General features: G+C 71.3%; 16 protein-coding genes and 2 tRNA genes. 10 read left to right on the plus strand and 8 right to left on the minus strand.

Annotated features, from left to right (window positions below; genetic code table 11):
• Positions 1 to 22 precede the first annotated feature (22 nt).
• The gene (locus AC4OXY_RS31570) at positions 23 to 568 is read right to left on the minus strand and encodes a PPA1309 family protein (RefSeq protein ID WP_356028985.1); all 546 of its coding nucleotides are present in this window, start codon (positions 566 to 568) and stop codon (positions 23 to 25) included.
• A gap of 167 nt (positions 569 to 735) precedes the next feature.
• On the opposite strand from AC4OXY_RS31570, the gene AC4OXY_RS31575 reads away from it, so the two are divergent.
• From AC4OXY_RS31575 to AC4OXY_RS31590, 4 genes are all read left to right on the plus strand, one after another.
• Entirely contained in the window at positions 736 to 3,624 is a 2,889-nt protein-coding gene (locus tag AC4OXY_RS31575; protein ID WP_356029125.1) for a UPF0182 family membrane protein, read from the plus strand.
• A gap of 41 nt (positions 3,625 to 3,665) precedes the next feature.
• Positions 3,666 to 3,739: transfer RNA gene (locus AC4OXY_RS31580), tRNA-Met, on the plus strand.
• A 203-nt stretch (positions 3,740 to 3,942) separates the two neighbouring features.
• Positions 3,943 to 5,763, plus strand: coding sequence for a tetratricopeptide repeat protein (locus AC4OXY_RS31585; RefSeq protein WP_356028983.1), 1,821 nt, complete (start codon positions 3,943 to 3,945; stop codon positions 5,761 to 5,763).
• A gap of 76 nt (positions 5,764 to 5,839) precedes the next feature.
• Positions 5,840 to 5,913: transfer RNA gene (locus AC4OXY_RS31590), tRNA-Met, on the plus strand.
• Positions 5,914 to 6,029: 116 nt separating this feature from the next.
• On the opposite strand, the gene AC4OXY_RS31595 is transcribed toward AC4OXY_RS31590, so the two are convergent.
• Positions 6,030 to 6,446, minus strand: coding sequence for a Fur family transcriptional regulator (locus tag AC4OXY_RS31595; RefSeq protein WP_031224898.1), 417 nt, complete (start codon positions 6,444 to 6,446; stop codon positions 6,030 to 6,032).
• A gap of 145 nt (positions 6,447 to 6,591) precedes the next feature.
• Between AC4OXY_RS31595 and AC4OXY_RS31600 the strand changes: the two genes are divergently transcribed.
• Complete coding sequence (locus tag AC4OXY_RS31600; RefSeq protein WP_491991465.1) at positions 6,592 to 8,043, plus strand: catalase; 1,452 nt, start codon at positions 6,592 to 6,594, stop codon at positions 8,041 to 8,043.
• Between the two features lie 81 nt (positions 8,044 to 8,124).
• On the opposite strand, the gene AC4OXY_RS31605 is transcribed toward AC4OXY_RS31600, so the two are convergent.
• Positions 8,125 to 8,520 carry a CBS domain-containing protein gene (locus AC4OXY_RS31605; RefSeq protein WP_491991466.1) on the minus strand — a complete coding sequence of 132 codons (396 nt, stop codon included), beginning with the start codon at positions 8,518 to 8,520 and terminating at the stop codon, positions 8,125 to 8,127.
• Between the two features lie 140 nt (positions 8,521 to 8,660).
• On the minus strand, positions 8,661 to 9,461 hold the full coding sequence (gene hisN, locus AC4OXY_RS31610) for a histidinol-phosphatase (protein ID WP_356028977.1): 801 nt from the start codon (positions 9,459 to 9,461) through the stop codon (positions 8,661 to 8,663).
• 236 nt (positions 9,462 to 9,697) lie between these two features.
• Here hisN and AC4OXY_RS31615 point away from each other — a divergent pair, with 236 nt between their 5' ends.
• Positions 9,698 to 10,312: a TetR/AcrR family transcriptional regulator gene (locus AC4OXY_RS31615; protein WP_362818570.1), complete on the plus strand. Its 615-nt coding sequence runs from the start codon at positions 9,698 to 9,700 to the stop codon at positions 10,310 to 10,312.
• A gap of 44 nt (positions 10,313 to 10,356) precedes the next feature.
• Here the strand turns inward: AC4OXY_RS31615 and AC4OXY_RS31620 are convergent, their stop codons facing one another.
• From AC4OXY_RS31620 to AC4OXY_RS31635, 4 genes are all read right to left on the minus strand, one after another.
• Positions 10,357 to 10,680, minus strand: a complete 324-nt coding sequence (locus AC4OXY_RS31620; RefSeq protein WP_356028973.1) for a DMT family transporter — start codon at positions 10,678 to 10,680, stop codon at positions 10,357 to 10,359.
• Between the two features lie 84 nt (positions 10,681 to 10,764).
• On the minus strand, positions 10,765 to 11,775 hold the full coding sequence (gene rsgA, locus AC4OXY_RS31625) for a ribosome small subunit-dependent GTPase A (protein WP_376288853.1): 1,011 nt from the start codon (positions 11,773 to 11,775) through the stop codon (positions 10,765 to 10,767).
• A gap of 11 nt (positions 11,776 to 11,786) precedes the next feature.
• Entirely contained in the window at positions 11,787 to 13,103 is a 1,317-nt protein-coding gene (gene aroA / locus AC4OXY_RS31630; protein WP_356028969.1) for a 3-phosphoshikimate 1-carboxyvinyltransferase, read from the minus strand.
• Positions 13,104 to 13,131: 28 nt separating this feature from the next.
• Positions 13,132 to 13,854: a M50 family metallopeptidase gene (locus AC4OXY_RS31635; RefSeq protein ID WP_356028967.1), complete on the minus strand. Its 723-nt coding sequence runs from the start codon at positions 13,852 to 13,854 to the stop codon at positions 13,132 to 13,134.
• A 50-nt stretch (positions 13,855 to 13,904) separates the two neighbouring features.
• Here AC4OXY_RS31635 and AC4OXY_RS31640 point away from each other — a divergent pair, with 50 nt between their 5' ends.
• The 4 genes from AC4OXY_RS31640 to rsrA all read left to right on the plus strand — a co-directional run bounded on the left by AC4OXY_RS31640 (position 13,905) and on the right by rsrA (position 16,600).
• Positions 13,905 to 14,720: an SOS response-associated peptidase gene (locus tag AC4OXY_RS31640; RefSeq protein WP_356028965.1), complete on the plus strand. Its 816-nt coding sequence runs from the start codon at positions 13,905 to 13,907 to the stop codon at positions 14,718 to 14,720.
• Position 14,721: 1 nt separating this feature from the next.
• A complete protein-coding gene (locus AC4OXY_RS31645) occupies positions 14,722 to 15,348 on the plus strand; it encodes an alpha/beta hydrolase family protein (RefSeq protein WP_356028964.1) in 627 nt (208 codons plus the stop codon).
• A 257-nt stretch (positions 15,349 to 15,605) separates the two neighbouring features.
• Positions 15,606 to 16,301, plus strand: a complete 696-nt coding sequence (sigR, locus tag AC4OXY_RS31650; protein WP_356028962.1) for an RNA polymerase sigma factor SigR — start codon at positions 15,606 to 15,608, stop codon at positions 16,299 to 16,301.
• A complete protein-coding gene (gene rsrA, locus AC4OXY_RS31655) occupies positions 16,298 to 16,600 on the plus strand; it encodes a mycothiol system anti-sigma-R factor (RefSeq protein WP_356028960.1) in 303 nt (100 codons plus the stop codon). Before sigR ends, rsrA begins: the two co-directional genes overlap by 4 nt.
• Positions 16,601 to 16,607: the final 7 nt, after the last annotated feature.

A 16,607-nucleotide genomic window follows, 5' to 3' on the forward strand; every position in this document is an offset into this window, starting at 1 on the left:
CCGTCGCCGTACCGGGAAGAGATCAGTCCTCGAACGTGGCCCTCAGCGCCTCCGCCAGGCCGGGCACCAGGTCCGGGCCGGTGAGCACCTCCGTCGGGGAGTCCTTCTCGCGCAGCCGGACGGCCGAGTCGCGGGTGCCGTCGCGCAGCACCGCGACCGTCATCCGGACCTCCTGGCGCTCGGGGTGCTGCGCCACCCACTTGGCCAGCTTGGCCTCGCTCAGGTTCTGCGGGACCTGCGCCTCGGCGGACGGCGGCAGCATCAGGCGCTCCACCGTCAGCGCGCAGCCGGCGACCGCGTCGGGCCAGGCGATGGTGCCGAGGAAGTCGTCGAGTGGCTTGCCGGACGGAAGCTCGTCCTGCTCGATCGGGGTGAGACCGGTGGTCTCGGACTCGTCCGCGTCGAGGCCCAGCTGGGCCGCGAGCGAGGGTTCCTGAGTCCGCAGCCGTGCGGTGTCGACAAGGGCGAAGAGGCGAGCGGGCTGGTCCCAGCCGAGGCCGGAGACGTACTCGTCGATCTCGAGTACGGCCCGGGTGAGCGGGCTCGCTGCCATGGGAGTGTTGGACATGGTCACAATCCTGCCTCGTTCATGGCCGGAATCGGGAACCGAGCAAACGCTGAGTAAGTTGCATAGGTGTGGGTCCGCGATCACGGGGGGCCACGGCGGGTCCGCGATCACGAGGGCCTGACTGACGGATCGACAGCGACTTCGAGGTGCGCACCTTGGCTTTCCAGATGCCGGACCGCGGCGGAGGCCCGTCGGGGCCACGGATCAGAGCGGGCCGCCCGTCCCGGGGGGCACGGACCCTGCTCATGACACTGGGCGTCCTGGCCGTCCTCGGCATGGCGTTCACCATGTTCGCGGGCTTCTGGACTGACTGGCTCTGGTACCGGTCGGTGCACTACTCGTCGGTGTTCACGACCACGCTGTGGACCAAGATCGGGCTGTTCTTCGTCTTCGGTCTGCTGATGGCGGTCGCCGTCGGGGTCAACATCTGGATCGCGCACCGGCTGCGGCCCCCGCTGAGCGCCATGTCCATGGAGCAGCAGAGCCTCGACCGCTACCGCATGGGCATCGCGCCGTACAAGAAGTGGCTGCTGCTCGCCGTCACCGCGCTCGTCGGGCTGATCGCGGGCGCCTCCGCGGCCGGCCAGTGGCGGCTGTGGCTGATGTGGGTGAACGGCGTGCCCTTCCACCAGAAGGACCCGCAGTTCCACCTCGACGTCTCCTTCTACGCCTTCGACCTGCCCTGGTACCGCTTCCTGCTGGGCTTCGGCTTCGCCGCCGCCGTTCTGAGCCTGATCGCGGCCGCGCTCACGCACTACCTGTACGGCGGGCTGCGCCTGACCAGCCCGGGCGCCCGTGCCACCGCCGCCGCGACCGGCCATCTGTCGGTGCTTCTCGGCCTCTTCGTCGCCCTCAAGGCGGTCGCCTACTGGCTCGACCGGTACGGCCTGGCCGTCAAGTCCAGCGACTTCAAGGCCACGGGCAACTGGACCGGACTGCGCTACGTCGACGCCAACGCCTATCTGCCGGCCAAGACCATCCTGTTCTGCATCGCGGTCATCTGCGCGCTGCTGTTCTTCGCCACCCTGTGGCGGCGCACCTGGCAGCTCCCGGTCATCGGCTTCGGCCTGATGGTGCTGTCGGCGATCCTGATCGGCGGGCTGTACCCCGCGATCGTGCAGAAGTTCCAGGTCCAGCCCAACGAGCAGGCCAAGGAAGCCCCGTACGTCCAGAAGAACCTCAAGGCGACCCGCGAGGCGTACGGCATCGACGACACCAAGGTCACCGAGTACGACGGCAAGTCCGACGCCCCGGACAAGACCAGGCTGCGCAGCGACGCCGATGCCGCGGCGAGCATCCGCATCATGGACCCGAACATCGTCTCGCCGACGTTCCAGCAGGCGCAGCAGATGAAGAACTACTACGCCTTCCCGACCAACCTGGACGTCGACCGGTACAAGGACAAGGACGGCAAGGAGCAGGACACGGTCATCGGCCTGCGCGAGCTGAACCTGGACGGCATCCCGAAGAACAACTGGATCAACGACCACTTCCGCTACACGCACGGCTACGGCGTGGTCGCCGCCAAGGGCACCGAGGCCGACGACCAGGGCCAGCCGGTCTTCACCGAGTCCGACCTGCCGTCCAGGGGCGACCTGGGGACGTACGAGCAGCGCGTCTACTACGGCGAGAAGACCACCACGTACTCCATCGTCGGCGGACCGCAGAAGGAGGTCGACTACTCGGCGGACAACGGCGACGAGAAGACCACCAGCTACACCGGCAAGAGCGGGGTCAACCTCGACAACCCGCTCAACCGGGCCGCGTACGCGGTGGCGTTCAACGACCCGCAGATCCTCTACTCGGGCGCCATCGGCAAGGGCTCGCGCATCCTGTACAACCGCACGCCCAAGGACCGGGTCGAGGCGGTCGCCCCGTGGCTGACCATCGACGGCGACGCCTACCCGGCGGTCGTCAACCACCGCATCCAGTGGATCGTCGACGCCTACACGACGTCGAACGGCTACCCGTACTCCTCCCGTACGACCCTCGGCGACACGACGGCCGACTCGCTGACCGCCACCAACAACAACCGCGCGGTGGTGGCCCAGCAGAACCAGGTCAACTACATCCGCAACTCGGTCAAGGCGACCGTCGACGCGTACACCGGCGAGGTCAAGCTCTACCAGTGGGACACCCAGGACCCGGTGCTGAAGACCTGGATGAAGGCCTTCCCCGGCACGGTGCAGCCGAAGCAGGCCATCTCCGGGGACCTGATGGCCCATCTGCGCTATCCGCAGGACCTGTTCAAGGTCCAGCGCGAGCTGCTCACCCGCTACCACGTGACGGACGCCCAGACGTTCCTCACCGGCAGCGAGGTCTGGCAGGTGCCCGACGACCCGACCAACGACTCGGGCAGCGCGGTGCCGCCGTACTACCTGAGCATGAAGATGCCGGACCAGGGCAAGCAGTCGTTCTCGCTGACGACGACGTTCACGCCCAACGGACGCGACAACCTCAGCGCGTTCATGGCCGTCGACTCCGATCCGGGCACCGACGACTACGGCAAGATCAGAATCCTGAAACTGCCGACCAGCACGACGGCCGACGGCCCCAAACAGGTGCAGAGCCTGTTCAACTCCCGCTCGGACATCGCGGAGACGATCAGCCTGCTCACCCGCGGGCATTCCAAGGTCGAGTACGGCAACCTGCTCACCGTGCCGCTCGACGGCGGGCTGCTGTACGCGGAACCGGTCTACATCCTGGGCGGCAGCAAGCTGAAGTACCCCCTGATGGGCAAGGTGCTGGTCAGCTACAACGGCAACACCGCGTTCGAGAACACCCTCGACCAGGCGCTCAACAAGGTGTTCGGGGTGCAGGGCTCGACCACCACACCACCGGACACCGGTACCGCCAACCCGCCCGCGTCCAAGAATCCGACCGTCCAACAGGCCCTGGACGACGCCCAGAAGGCGTTCGACGCGGGCCAGCAGGCACTCCAGCAGTCGGGCGGCCCGGACTGGACCGCGTACGACAAGGCCCAGAAGGACCTGAAGGCCGCGCTGAAGCGGGCCGAGGACGCGCAGGCCAAGGCGGGAAGCAAGAAGGGGACTTGATCAACACCGTCCCGCGCCGTGGTACAGTTGACGAGCAACGGCGCGGGGTGGAGCAGCTCGGTAGCTCGCTGGGCTCATAACCCAGAGGTCGCAGGTTCAAATCCTGTCCCCGCTACTGCATCGAAGGCCCGGATCCCAAGGGATCCGGGCCTTCGTGGTGTGCGAACTCACGTACGTGCAGGAGGTACGGCCGCGCCGCCGTGGTGAGTTGAGGGGTGTGTGTTTGACTTGTCGTCCTGTGGGCATGTCGACAAAACGCTGAAGTGACCTCACGGGCTGCGGTATACCGGGTGTACCCGGGTTGATGGTGGTGCGACGATGGACGTTATGGGGGACAAGGCAACTCTGTTCGAGTCAGGGCGATTTGTGCAGCCTCCCGGTGAGGAGCCGACCCGCGACGACGTGACCGACATGGGGGACGCCGCCGAGGAGGTACGCCTCGGCCTCGCCGCGCAGAGCGGTGACGCCGAGGCCGCGAGCGTCCTCGGCGCCATCCTGCTGCGCCGCGGCGACCTCGACGGAGCCGAACCCCGGCTGCGGGCCGCCACCGCGGCCGGCGACCGCGCCGCCGCCAACAACCTCGGCGTTCTGCTGCATCAGCGCGGCTACCCCGAGGACGCCGCCGGCTGGTGGCGCATCGCCGCCGTGGCCGGCTCCGCAGCCGCCGCGCACGCGCTCGGCCGCTACCACCGCGAGCGCGGCGACGAGCCCGCCGCCGAGTACTGGCTGCGCCAGTCCGCCGAGCAGGGCCACGCCCTCGGCGCCTACGCGCTCGCCGACCTGCTGGAGCACCGCGGGGACGTCGGCGCGGAGCACTGGATGCGCGCCGCCGCCGAGCGCGGGCACCGCGAGGCGGCGTACCGGCTGGCCCGCGCCCTCGACCGCACCTCGGGCCCGGAGGAGGGGGCCGGGCCCGACAACGCTGTCACGGAGGCCGAGCAGTGGTACCGGCAGGCCGCCGCGCGCGGTCACCGCCGGGCCGCGCTGCACCTCGGGGCGATCCTGGAGAAGCGGGGCGAGCTGAAGGAGGCCGGGCGCTGGTACCTGACCTCGGCCAAGGACGGCGAGGCCCGCGCCGCCTGCGCGCTGGGCTTCCTGCTGCGCGACGCCGGGGACACCGAGAGCGCGGCCGTGTGGTGGCTGCGCGCCGCCCAGGACGGCGACGGGAACGCGGCCAACGCGCTCGGCGCGCTGCACGCCGAGCGGGGCGAGACGCAGACCGCCGAGCGCTGGTACCGGGCGGCGCTCGACGCGGGCGACGACAACGGCGCGTACAACCTCGGGCTGCTCTGCGCCGAGCAGGGGCGCACCGCGCAGGCCGAGCAGTGGTACCGGCGGGCCGCCTACGCCGGGCACCGGGAGGCGGCGAACGCGCTCGCCATCCTGCTGCTCCAGGGCAGCGACACCACCGGCGCCGAGCCGTGGTTCTCCAAGGCCGCCGAGGCGGGCAGCGTGGACGCCGCGTTCAACCTCGGCATCCTCTACGCCGGGCGCGGCACCGGACCGGACGCGGAGATGGCGCTGCGCTGGTACGAGCGGGCGGCCGCCGCCGGGCACACCGAGGCCGCGCTCCAGGTCGGGATCGCCCGGCTGCGCGAGGGCGACGAGCAGGAGGCCGAGCGGCATCTGCGGTGCGCGGCGGGCGGCGGCAGCGCCGAGGCGGCGTACCGGCTGGCCACGCTGCTCGACGCGCGCCGGCCGCCGGAGCCGGCGCACGAGCTGGGCGAGATCGTGCACGAGAAGACCGAGTGCGAGGAGTGGTACGAGCGCGCGGCCACGCAGGGGCACCGGCGCGCCCAGGTGCGGGTCGGCATGCTGGCCGCCGCGCGGGGTGACGTCGTCGAGGCGGCGCGGTGGTACCGGGAGGCGGCGGAGGCCGGCTCGCGCAACGGCGCCTTCAACCTGGGGCTGCTGCTGGCCCGGGAGGGCAGCGAGCCGGAGGCGGCGGTGTGGTGGACCCGTGCCGCCGACGCCGGGCACGGCCGGGCGGCACTCCGGCTGGCCCTCGTCTACGCGCGTCGGGGCGAGCTGGCGGAGGGGCAGCGCTGGGCGGACCGCGCGGTGGCGCTGGGGCCGGCCGAGGTGGCGGAGCGGGCGGGGCGGCTGCGGGACGCGCTGCGCGAAGAGCTCTCGGCGTGAACACGTGGCCTGGGCCACGTCCGGGGAAACGGATTTGCTTCCCCGGACCTCCCTCACGTAATGTCGTGTTCACCGACGCGGGGTGGAGCAGCTCGGTAGCTCGCTGGGCTCATAACCCAGAGGTCGCAGGTTCAAATCCTGTCCCCGCTACTGAAGGCCTGGGGCCGGAATCCAGAAACGGATTCCGGCCCCAGGTGCGTTTGCGGCAGGCACGTTCGGAAGCGAAAAAAAAGAGGGGGCTTACGCCCCCTCGGTCGCCCCCTCGGTCACGCGCCCGCGCAGTCCGGGCACAGCCCTCGGTACGTCACCTCGACGTCCGACACCGTGAAGCCGAAGCGCTCCGTGTCGGGGAGGTCGGCGAGCGGGTTGCCCGTCGGGTGGACGTCGCGGATCGCGCCGCAGCGGGCGCAGACCAGGTGGTGGTGCGGGCGGTGCGCGTTCGGGTCGTACCGCTTCGCGCGCTTGTCCGTCGCGACTTCCAGCACCTCGCCGAGGGAGACCAGCTCGCCCAGGGTGTTGTAGACGGTCGCCCGGGAGATCTCCGGCAGCTTCGCGACAGCGCGCGCATGGACCTCGTCGGCCGTCAGGTGGACGTGCTCACCGTCCAGGACCTCGGCCACCACGCGTCGCTGCGCGGTCATCCGCCATCCGCGTCCACGCAGCCGTTCCAGAAGGTCGCTCATGGCTATCAGCCTAACAGGAAGGCGGACCAGGACGGGAATAGGTGTGAGATTGGAACGCTGTTTGACTTAGATCTAGTCCAATGTAGGATCGAGAACGACTTTGGCCACAGGACAGGACTGGTCAGGAATGACGCAGGAGGCGCACGTGACGCAGGGACCGCTCACCACGGAGGCCGGTGCCCCGGTCGCCGACAACCAGAACAGCGAGACGGCCGGCGTCGGCGGGCCGGTCCTGGTCCAGGACCAGCTCCTGCTGGAGAAGCTCGCCCACTTCAACCGGGAGCGCATCCCCGAGCGCGTCGTGCACGCGCGCGGTGCGGGTGCGTACGGCACCTTCACGGTCACGGCGGACGTCACGCCCTACACGCGGGCCGCCTTCCTCTCCGAGGTCGGCAAGGAGACCGAGACCTTCCTGCGTTTCTCGACCGTGGCCGGAAACCTCGGCGCGGCGGACGCCGTCCGCGACCCGCGCGGCTTCGCGCTGAAGTTCTACACCGAGGAGGGCAACTACGACCTCGTCGGCAACAACACCCCAGTGTTCTTCATCCGGGACGCGATCAAGTTCCCGGACTTCATCCACACACAGAAGCGCGACCCGTACACGGGCAGCCAGGAGGCCGACAACGTCTGGGACTTCTGGGGGCTGAGCCCCGAGGCGACCCACCAGGTGACCTGGCTCTTCGGCGACCGCGGCATCCCGGCGTCGTACCGGCACATGGACGGCTTCGGCTCGCACACCTACCAGTGGAGCAACGAGGCGGGCGAGGTCTTCTGGGTCAAGTACCACTTCAAGACCGACCAGGGGATCAGGAACCTCACCGCCGGTGAGGCCGCGGTGCTCGCGGGCACGGACCCCGACTCCCACCAGCGCGATCTGCGCGAGGCGATCGAGCGCGGGGAGTTCCCGAGCTGGACCGTGGGCGTGCAGATCATGCCGGCGGCGGACGCGGCGACGTACCGCTTCAACCCGTTCGACCTGACCAAGGTGTGGCCGCACGCGGACTACCCGGTCATCGAGATCGGCCGGCTGGAGCTGAACCGCAACCCGCGGAACGTCTTCGCCGAGGTCGAGCAGTCGATCTTCAGCCCCGCGCACTTCGTGCCGGGCATCGGCCCCTCGCCCGACAAGATGCTCCAGGGCCGCCTGTTCGCGTACGGCGACGCGCACCGCTACCGCGTCGGCATCAACGCCGACCACCTGCCGGTGAACCGCCCGCACGCCACCGAGGCGCGCACCAACTCCCGGGACGGCTTCCTCTACGACGGCCGGCACGGCGGCGCGAAGAACTACGAGCCGAACAGCTTCGGCGGGCCGCGGCAGACCGGCCGTGCGCTGTGGGAGCCCACCTCCGCCGACGGCCCCACCGGCGGCCACCCGACCCCGGCGCACGCCGAGGACGACGACTTCGTGCAGGCGGGCGACCTGTACCGGCTGATGTCGCAGGAGGAGAAGGAGCGCCTGGTGGCGAACCTCGCGGCCGCGATCGCGCCGGTCTCGCGCGAGGACATCGCCGAGCGGGCGATCGGCAACTTCGCACAGGCCGACGCCGACTTCGGCAAGCGGCTGGAGGCGGCGGTGCGCGCGCTGCGCGGCTGAGGCGCGCACAAGCCCCCAGGCGGGCCGGACCCCACGGTGCTCGGGGTCCGGCCCGTTTCGCGTGCCCCCCGTCGCGCGTGCTCAGAGTGCCGGTGCGGGCGCGCGGGCCGGGAGCCAGCAGCGGATGATGTCGCGGACGGAGACGATCCCGGCCACCTCGCCCCGGTCGAGGACGATCAGGTGCCGGAAGCCGCCGCGGGTCATGGTGTGGGCGGCTTCCTGGAGTGACCAGGTGGGGGCGGCGAAGACGACGTCGGTGGTGGTGTGGGCGTGGGCGCGTTCCGTGTCCGGGTTCTGGCCGAGGCCGACGGAGTTGAGGATGTCACGTTCGGTCAGGACGCCGATGCCGCCGGAGTCCGGGTCGAGGACCACGGCGGCGCCGGTGCGGCGGGCGGACATCAGGGTGGCCGCCTGGCGAAGGGTGTGGGCGGGGCCGACGGTGAGGATCACCGTGCTCATGGCATCGCGGACGAGCATGGATGGTCCACCTCCTAGGAATCTCACGAGAAGAGATTCACAAGTTCACAAATGAGGGTGGAGCCAGAGTGACAGGTAAAGGGACGGTCAACAAGGGGGTGCGCGACGTCAGTTGAGGGCGTGCGCGCTCTCCCTCGCTGTCAGCCGCGCGGGTTGAGGTACCGCAGCAGCTCGTCGTGGAGCAGGCCGTTGGACGCGGCCGCGTCGCCGCTGTGCGGCCCAGGGCGGCCGTCGAGGCCCGTGAACATGCCGCCGGCCTCGGTGACGACGATCGCGGTGGCGGCCATGTCCCACAGGGACAGCTCGGGCTCGGCGCACATGTCGACGGCGCCCTCGGCGACCATCATGTAGGGCCAGAAATCGCCGTACGCGCGCGTGCGCCACACCTGGCGGGTGAGGTCCAGGAAGCCGCCGAGGCGGCGCTGTTCCTCCCAGCCGGACAGGGAGGAGTACGCGAAGGAGGCGTCCGCGAGCTTGCCGACGCCGGAGACGTGGATGCGGGAGGCCGCGGTGAGGTTGCGGCCGGTGAAGGCGCCGTGGTCCTTCGCGGCCCACCAGCGGCGGCTGAGGGCGGGGGCGGAGACGACGCCGACGACGGGCTGGTAGCCGCCCTCGCCCGCCTCCATCAGGGAGATGAGGGTGGCCCAGACGGGGACGCCGCGGACGTAGTTCTTGGTGCCGTCGATCGGGTCGATCACCCAGCGGCGGGGCCCGCTGCCCTCGATCCCGTACTCCTCGCCGAGGACCGCGTCCCGCGGGCGGGCGCGTTGCAGCTGGCCGCGGATGAGCTCCTCCGCCGCCTTGTCCGCCTCGCTCACCGGCGTCATGTCCGGCTTCGTCTCCACCTTCAGATCGAGAGCCTTGAAACGGTCCATGGTGATGGCGTCTGCGGCGTCCGCGAGAACGTGGGCGAGGCGCAGGTCATCGAGGTAGTCCGGCATGGGGGGAACCGTATCTGCCGGGGTCGGGGTGGGGCCAGCGGGGCGCGGCGGGTCCGGCCGTTCCCACCCGGTCGACACGGTCGTTTCCATCCGGACGGCGTGCTCGCTCGCACCCGGCCGGCGCCAGGGGCCATGGCCGCGCGGCCCGGCGCACGGTCCGCGCCCGCGACCCCTTGACAGTGCCTGCGGCCGCGTCAACTCTGGGCGCAGAACTGGTCTGGCCCAGGGAGGCGACGATGCCTGCTGCCCGGGAGTCCTTGCTGGACGCCGCTTTCACGGCGCTCGCGCGCCGGCCGTGGTCCGCGGTGCGGATGGTCGACGTGGCCGCGACGGCCGGGGTGTCCCGGCAGACCCTGTACAACGAGTTCGGCAGCAAGGACGGCCTCGCCCGGGCCCTGGTGCGGCGGGCGGCCGACCGCTACCTCGCCGGTGTCGAGCGGGCGCTCGCCGGCTCCGCCGAACCCCGCGAGCGGCTCACCGCCGTCGCCGAGTGGACCAGCTCCGCCGCGCGGGAGAACGCGCTGGTACGCGCCATGCTCACCGGCTGCTGGAGCGAACGGCTGCCCGCACCGCCGCTCGCCGCCGTGCCGTCCTCCTCCACGGTGCCCGCACAGCGCCGCGCGGACGGGCCGCTGCCCACGCCCCACGACCTCGTCCGGATCGTGCGCGACCGCGCGGCCACCGCCCTGGCCGGACCCGCCGCCGGCCCCCTCGACACCGCCGAACTGGCCCACCCCTGCGAACTGGTCGTCCGCCTCGCCCTGTCCTGCGTCGCGGCCCCGCCGGGTGAGGGCGGCGTCGCGGAACTGGTCCGCGCGGTGGTTCCGCAGCAGGCGGTCCAGCGGGTGTGAGCGGCCGGACTGCCGTACGGATCAAGGGAGTTCGACGACGGGGTCTAGTGCGCCGAGCCCGACAGCTGGAGCCCGATGACCCCGATGATGACGAAGCTGATCGACACGATCTTCAGCGTGGACACCAGGTCGCCGAGGAAGACCATGCCGTAGATCGCCGTGCCCGCCGCGCCGATCCCCGTCCACACCGCGTACGCGGGGCCGACGTCGAGCTTCTTCAGGGACAGGGTCAGCAGACCGAAGCTGCCCAGCGCGAAGCAGGCGAACGCGATCGTCGGCCACAGGCGGGTGAATCCGTGCGAGAGCTTCAGGCACACCGCGAAACCGGTCTCCAGCATCCCGGCCACGACCACCAGCAGCCACGCCATGCGCTGTCCTCCCGTTGATCCGGCTCACCGGTTCGGTGCGAGTATGCACTTACCGGCCTCTCATCCGGCCAAACAACGTGGTGGTCAGTCGCCTTCCCGGCGCTCCCGGGTGGCCAGCAGCCGGCGCAGCGAGTACAGCCGTGCCGGATCCGCGTGACCCTCCTCGACCCAGGCGTCCAGCGCGCAGTCCGGCTCGTCGTGGCTGCACGCGCGCGGGCAGCCCTCCGTACCGGGTTCGAGGTCCGGGAAGGCGTTGATGACGCGGGTGGGGTCGATGTGCGCGAGGCCGAAGGAGCGCACGCCCGGGGTGTCGATGACCCACCCCTCGTCATCGCTGAGCGGCAGCGCCAGCGCCGAGGTCGTGGTGTGCCGGCCCCGGCCCGTCACGGCGTTGACGTGTCCCGTCGTACGCCGCCGCTCCTGGGGGACGAGCGCGTTGACGAGGGTCGTCTTGCCGACGCCGGAGTGGCCGACGAACGCGGTGATCCGGCCGTCCAGATGCGTGCGCACCCGGTCCGCCGCGTCCCCGTTCTCCAGCTCCTCGCGGCTCGTGACGACGTACGGGATGTCGAGGTCGCCGTAGAGCTCCAGCAGCTTGTCCGGCGGGGCCAGGTCCGACTTCGTCATCACCAGCAGGGGCTCCAGACCGGCGTCGAACGCGGCCACCAGGCAGCGGTCGATCAGCCGGGGGCGGGGCTCCGGGTCGGCGAGTGCCGTGACGATCGCCAGCTGGTGGGCGTTGGCGACGACCACCCGCTCGTAGGGATCGTCGTCGTCGGCCGTGCGGCGCAGCACCGAGGCGCGCTCCTCGATGCGGACGATCCGGGCGAGCGTGTCCTTCCTGCCGGACAGGTCACCGACCAGCGCGACCCGGTCGCCCACCACGGCGGCCTTGCGGCCCAGTTCGCGGGCCTTCATCGCCATGACCGGACGGCCCTCGACCAGACAGGTCAGCCGCCCCCGGTCGACGGTGAGGACCATGCCCTCGGCCGCGTCCTCGTGCTTGGGCCGGATGTTGGTCCGCGGCCGGTTGCCCTTGCGGTTGGGACGGGTGCGGATGTCGTCCTCGTCGGTGTGCTTGCCGTAGCGGCGCATGGCGTCTGTCCCTACTGCCCGAGCATCCCGGTCCACAGCTCGGGGAAGTCCGGCAGGGTCTTGGCCGTCGTCGCCACGTTCTCGATCCGCACGCCCTCGACCGCGAGGCCGAGGATCGCGCCGGCGGTCGCCATGCGGTGGTCCTCGTAGGTGTGGAAGGTGCCGCCGTGCAGCGGGCGCGGGCGGATGTGCAGACCGTCGGCCGTCTCCGTGACGTCACCGCCGAGTTCGTTGATCTCCTTGGTGAGCGCGGCCAGCCGGTCCGTCTCGTGCAGCCGCAGATGGGCCACGCCCCGCAGGGTGGAGGGGGAGTCGGCGAGGGCGGCCACCGCCGCGATGCCGGGGGTCAGCTCGCCGACGTCGCCGAGGTCCACGTCGATACCGTGGATGGCACCCGAACCGGTGAACACCAGCCCGTAGTCGGTGAGTTCACAGGAACCGCCCATCTCGGTGAAGATCTCCCGCAGCCGGTCGCCGGGCTGCGTGGTCCGCTCCGGCCAGTCGGGGATCGTCACCGTGCCGCCGGTCACCAGCGCGGCCGCGAGGAACGGCTGGGCGTTGGACAGGTCCGGCTCGACCGTCAGGTCCCGGCCGAGCAGCGCGCCCGGCGTCACCCGCCACACGTTCGGCTCGCCGCCGGACTCCGGGGTGTCCACCTGGGCGCCGACCGCGCGCAGCATGTCGACGGTCATCCGGATGTGCGGCATGGAAGGGAGCGTGCTCCCCGTGTGGCGGACCTCGACGCCCTGGTTGAAGCGCGGGCCGGAGAGCAGCAGGGCCGACACGAACTGGGAGGAGGACGACGCGTCGATCGATACCGGGCCGCCGTCCAGCGCCCCGCCGCCGTGCACGGTCAGCGGCAGCGCGCCCCGGCCGTCGTCGTCGATCCGGGCGCCGAGCACGCGCAGCGCGTCGATCACGCCGTTCAGCGGGCGCTCGTACGAGCGGGGGTCCCCGTCGAACCGGATCGGGCCGTCGGCCAGCGCGGCGACCGGCGGCAGGAAACGCATCACCGTGCCGGCGTTGCCGACGTCGACGGTCGCCGGGCCGCGCAGGCCGCTCGGCACCACCCGCCAGGCCTCGCCGGTGCCGTCGGGGCCGACGCCTTCCTCGATCTCCACGCCCATGGCCCGCAGGGCGCCGGCCATCAGCAGGGTGTCGCGGGAGCGCAGCGGGCGGCGCAGCCAGCCGGGCTCGGAGGCGAGGGCGGCGAGGACGAGGGCGCGGTTGGTGACCGACTTGGACCCCGGCACGTGGACCGTCGCGTCGACGGCTCCGCTCGCGTGCGGGGCGGGCCAGAGTGCGGGAAGGGCGGTGTTCGGGGCCATGGGCCCACTTTATAAGGAGGGGCGGCGGTCAACCCTCCAGCAGCCAGCTCCCGCCGCCGAGCAGCGAGCACAGCGACACCGCGTGGAACAGGAACAGCCACAGCCCCGCCGGGACGTGCGTCAGCCGGGACAGCTGGTCCGCGTCCGAGTCGCCGGCGCCGCCCCGGAAGCGCTTCGCCTGGAGTTCGAAGGGCGGGCGGACCCCGCCGAGCAGCAGGAACCACACCACCGCGTACGCGAAGGCGGCCTGCACCTGGGCGTCCGCCAGCCAGGACACCAGCACGAAGGCACCGCCGGCCAGGACCACGGTCAGCACGCCGTAGGCGTTGCGGATCATCACCAGCATCACGAGCAGCAGGGCCGTCGCCAGCCAGAGGAGCAGCGTGATGCGGCCGGAGGCCAGCAGCGCGGCGCCGCCCAGGCCCAGCAGGGACGGGGCCGTGTACCCCGCCGCGGCCGTCAGGATCATGCCCGGCCCGTACGGCTTGCCCCGGCTGACCGTGAGGCCGCTGGTGTCGGAGTGCAGCCGGATGCCCGTGAGCTGCCGCCCGGTGAGCAGGGCGACCAGGCCGTGGCCGCCCTCGTGCGCGATGGTGACCGCGTTGCGCGATATGCGCCACACCGGGTGCGGGACGACGACGGCGAGCGCGGCGGCGAGCGTGGCGATCACCACCCACACGCCGGGGTCGGACTGGGTCCCGGAGAGCCGGTCCCAGAGACCGGCCAGCGAGGTGACGGCGAGGCTGTCCATGTGTCCGAGTGGCTCCCTGTCCTGGTACGGAGTCTGGCAGTGTGACATGTATGTGCGGACGGTATGCATCGAGTCGTAGGCCCGAGGATCTCGCAGGAGTCTTCGAGATCGAGAAGTGGCAGCCGGAGGAGACCCTGGAGCCGGACTACAACGTGGCTCCGACCAAGGAGGTCTACGCCGTCCTCGACCGTCCTCTGAAAGACGCGGACTCCCCGCGTCCGGTTCGCCAGCTGCGCCGGCTGAAGTGGGGACTGGTGCCCTCCTGGGCCAGGACGCCCGAGGGCGGCGCCCGGATGATCAACGCGCGCGCGGAGACCGTGCACGAGAAGCCCTCCTACCGCCGCGCCTTCGCCGCCCGGCGCTGCATCCTGCCCGCCGACGGCTACTACGAGTGGGTCACCGGGAAGGACGAGCGCGACCTGGAGGTCGAGGGGAAGAAGAAGCGGCCGCGCAAACAGCCGTACTTCGTGCTGCCCGCCGACGGCTCGGTGTTCGCGATGGCCGGGCTGTACGAGTTCTGGCGCGACCGCACGCTGCCCGACGACCACCCGCAGGCCTGGTGGGCGACCTGCTCGGTGATCACCACGGAGGCCGAGCGGACCCCGCTGGCCGTGGCACCGGCGGACGGCCCGGGCACGCTCGCCGAGATCCACCCCCGGATGCCGCTGATGCTCACCCCGGACCGCTGGGACGCCTGGCTCGACCCGGCCCGCACCGACCCCGACGCCCTGCGCGAGCTGCTCGCCCCGCCGCCGCCCGGCCTGATGCGCGCCTACCCGGTCTCCACGGCCGTCAGCAACGTCCGCAACAACGGCCCGGAGCTGCTGAAGGAGCTTGAGGCGCCGGAAGAGGGCACACTCTTCTAGCGTGATCGAGATTGTCGAGACCGACGCCGGGACCGCACGCATCACCTGGCACAAGGCGAAGAAACCCCGGCTCGTCCTCGCCGCGAGCCACGGCGCCGGCGGGGGCATCGAGGCCCGGGACCTCCAGGCGCTCGCCCGGGCCCTGCCCGCGCACGGGGTGACCGTGGCCCTCGTGGAGCAGCCCTGGCGGGTCGCGGGCAGGAAGGTCGCGCCCGCGCCGAGGACGCTGGACGCCGGGTGGCGCGGCATCTGGCCCGCACTCGCCGGGATGGAACTGCCGGTGATCTCCGGCGGGCGCAGTGCCGGGGCGCGGGTCGCCTGCCGCACGGCGGGCGAGCTGGGCGCGCACGCCGTGCTCGCGCTGAGCTTCCCGCTGCACCCGCCGGGCAAGCCCGAGAAGTCCCGCGCGCAGGAACTGCTCGGCACCGGGGTGCCCACGCTCGTCGTCCAGGGCGGCAACGACCCCTTCGGCCGGCCGGCGGAGTTCCCGGAGGGGCCGTACGAGCTGATCGAGGTGGCCTACGGCGATCACGGGTTCGCGGTCCCGGCACGCGCCGACATCACGCAGGAGCGGGCCCTGGAGATCATCACCGGCGGTGTCGTGGAGTGGGCCGCGTCACTCGGGTGACGGCAGGGAATGACTCGCGACCGGCCACTGTTGTGGCGGACAGAAGTGCTGAGGCCTCGGCACCGACGTCGTACGGAGAGGAAGTCCGCCGCATGGGTTCGACCATCTGCCCGAACCGCAGCAGCAGCACTGACCTGGACTGGACGGTGCTGCACGCGGCGAAGAGCGCTCCTATTCGAGCGGCGGCAGGCACGGGTCGTGTTCTATCCTCCGAAACGAGTGGGACCGGTCTCGGTCCCGCCCGGGATCTTGAGGAGGTGGGTCCGGTCACCGGTACCGACGCAGGGACCGACAACGGCCAGGCGGAGCAGCCCGAGGGCCGGGGCGTGAGCGCGGAGAAGACCTCCGAGTCCAGCACGCAGCGCAGCGCGCGCTTCGAGCGGGACGCGCTCGAATTCCTCGACCAGATGTACTCGGCCGCGCTGCGCATGACGCGCAACCCGGCCGACGCCGAGGACCTGGTGCAGGAGACGTACGCGAAGGCGTACGCGTCCTTCCACCAGTTCCGCGAGGGCACCAACCTCAAGGCGTGGCTGTACCGGATCCTCACCAACACGTTCATCAACTCCTACCGCAAGAAGCAGCGCGAGCCGCAGCGTTCGGCGGCGGAGGAGATCGAGGACTGGCAGCTCGCCCGCGCCGAGTCGCACATGTCGACGGGTCTGCGCTCCGCCGAGTCGCAGGCGCTCGACCACCTGCCCGACTCGGACGTGAAGGAAGCGCTGCAGGCGATCCCCGAGGAGTTCCGCATCGCCGTCTATCTCGCGGACGTCGAGGGCTTTGCGTACAAGGAGATCGCGGACATCATGGGGACACCCATCGGTACGGTGATGTCCCGGCTGCACCGGGGCCGCCGTCAGCTGCGCGGCATGCTGGAGGACTACGCGCGCGAGCGCGGGCTGGTCCCGGCGGGCGCCGGAGAGTCGAACGAAGCGAAAGGTTCGGGCTCATGAGCTGCGGAGATCCGCACGAGACGGACTGCAGTGAGGTCCTCGACCACCTGTACGAGTTCCTCGACAGCGAGATGCCGGACGTCGACCGCGACAAGTTCCAGCACCACTTCGAGGAATGCTCTCCGTGCCTGGAGAAGTACGGCCTGGAGCAGGCCGTGAAGAAGCTGGTCAAGCGGTGCTGCGGGCATGACGACGTGCCCGCCGACCTGCGTGCCAAGGTCATGGGGCGGATCGACCTGATCCGCTCCGGCCACACCGTGCCGGAGCACGACGTCACCGCCGCCGCCCCGGAGAGCTGACCTCCGG

It is taken from the genome of Streptomyces sp. HUAS MG56 (genome assembly GCF_058673395.1).

Bases quoted from the DNA above. Each gene is read 5' to 3' on its own strand.
- AC4OXY_RS31570 (WP_356028985.1), bottom strand. From the start codon at position 568: ATGTCCAACACTCCCATGGCAGCGAGCCCGCTCACCCGGGCCGTACTC.
- AC4OXY_RS31575 (WP_356029125.1), top strand. From the start codon at position 736: ATGCCGGACCGCGGCGGAGGCCCGTCGGGGCCACGGATCAGAGCGGGC.
- AC4OXY_RS31585 (WP_356028983.1), top strand. From the start codon at position 3,943: ATGGACGTTATGGGGGACAAGGCAACTCTGTTCGAGTCAGGGCGATTT.
- AC4OXY_RS31595 (WP_031224898.1), bottom strand. From the start codon at position 6,446: ATGAGCGACCTTCTGGAACGGCTGCGTGGACGCGGATGGCGGATGACC.
- AC4OXY_RS31605 (WP_491991466.1), bottom strand. From the start codon at position 8,520: ATGCTCGTCCGCGATGCCATGAGCACGGTGATCCTCACCGTCGGCCCC.
- hisN (WP_356028977.1), bottom strand. From the start codon at position 9,461: ATGCCGGACTACCTCGATGACCTGCGCCTCGCCCACGTTCTCGCGGAC.
- AC4OXY_RS31615 (WP_362818570.1), top strand. From the start codon at position 9,698: ATGCCTGCTGCCCGGGAGTCCTTGCTGGACGCCGCTTTCACGGCGCTC.
- AC4OXY_RS31620 (WP_356028973.1), bottom strand. From the start codon at position 10,680: ATGGCGTGGCTGCTGGTGGTCGTGGCCGGGATGCTGGAGACCGGTTTC.
- rsgA (WP_376288853.1), bottom strand. From the start codon at position 11,775: ATGCGCCGCTACGGCAAGCACACCGACGAGGACGACATCCGCACCCGT.
- aroA (WP_356028969.1), bottom strand. From the start codon at position 13,103: ATGGCCCCGAACACCGCCCTTCCCGCACTCTGGCCCGCCCCGCACGCG.
- AC4OXY_RS31635 (WP_356028967.1), bottom strand. From the start codon at position 13,854: ATGGACAGCCTCGCCGTCACCTCGCTGGCCGGTCTCTGGGACCGGCTC.
- AC4OXY_RS31640 (WP_356028965.1), top strand. From the start codon at position 13,905: ATGTGCGGACGGTATGCATCGAGTCGTAGGCCCGAGGATCTCGCAGGA.
- rsrA (WP_356028960.1), top strand. From the start codon at position 16,298: ATGAGCTGCGGAGATCCGCACGAGACGGACTGCAGTGAGGTCCTCGAC.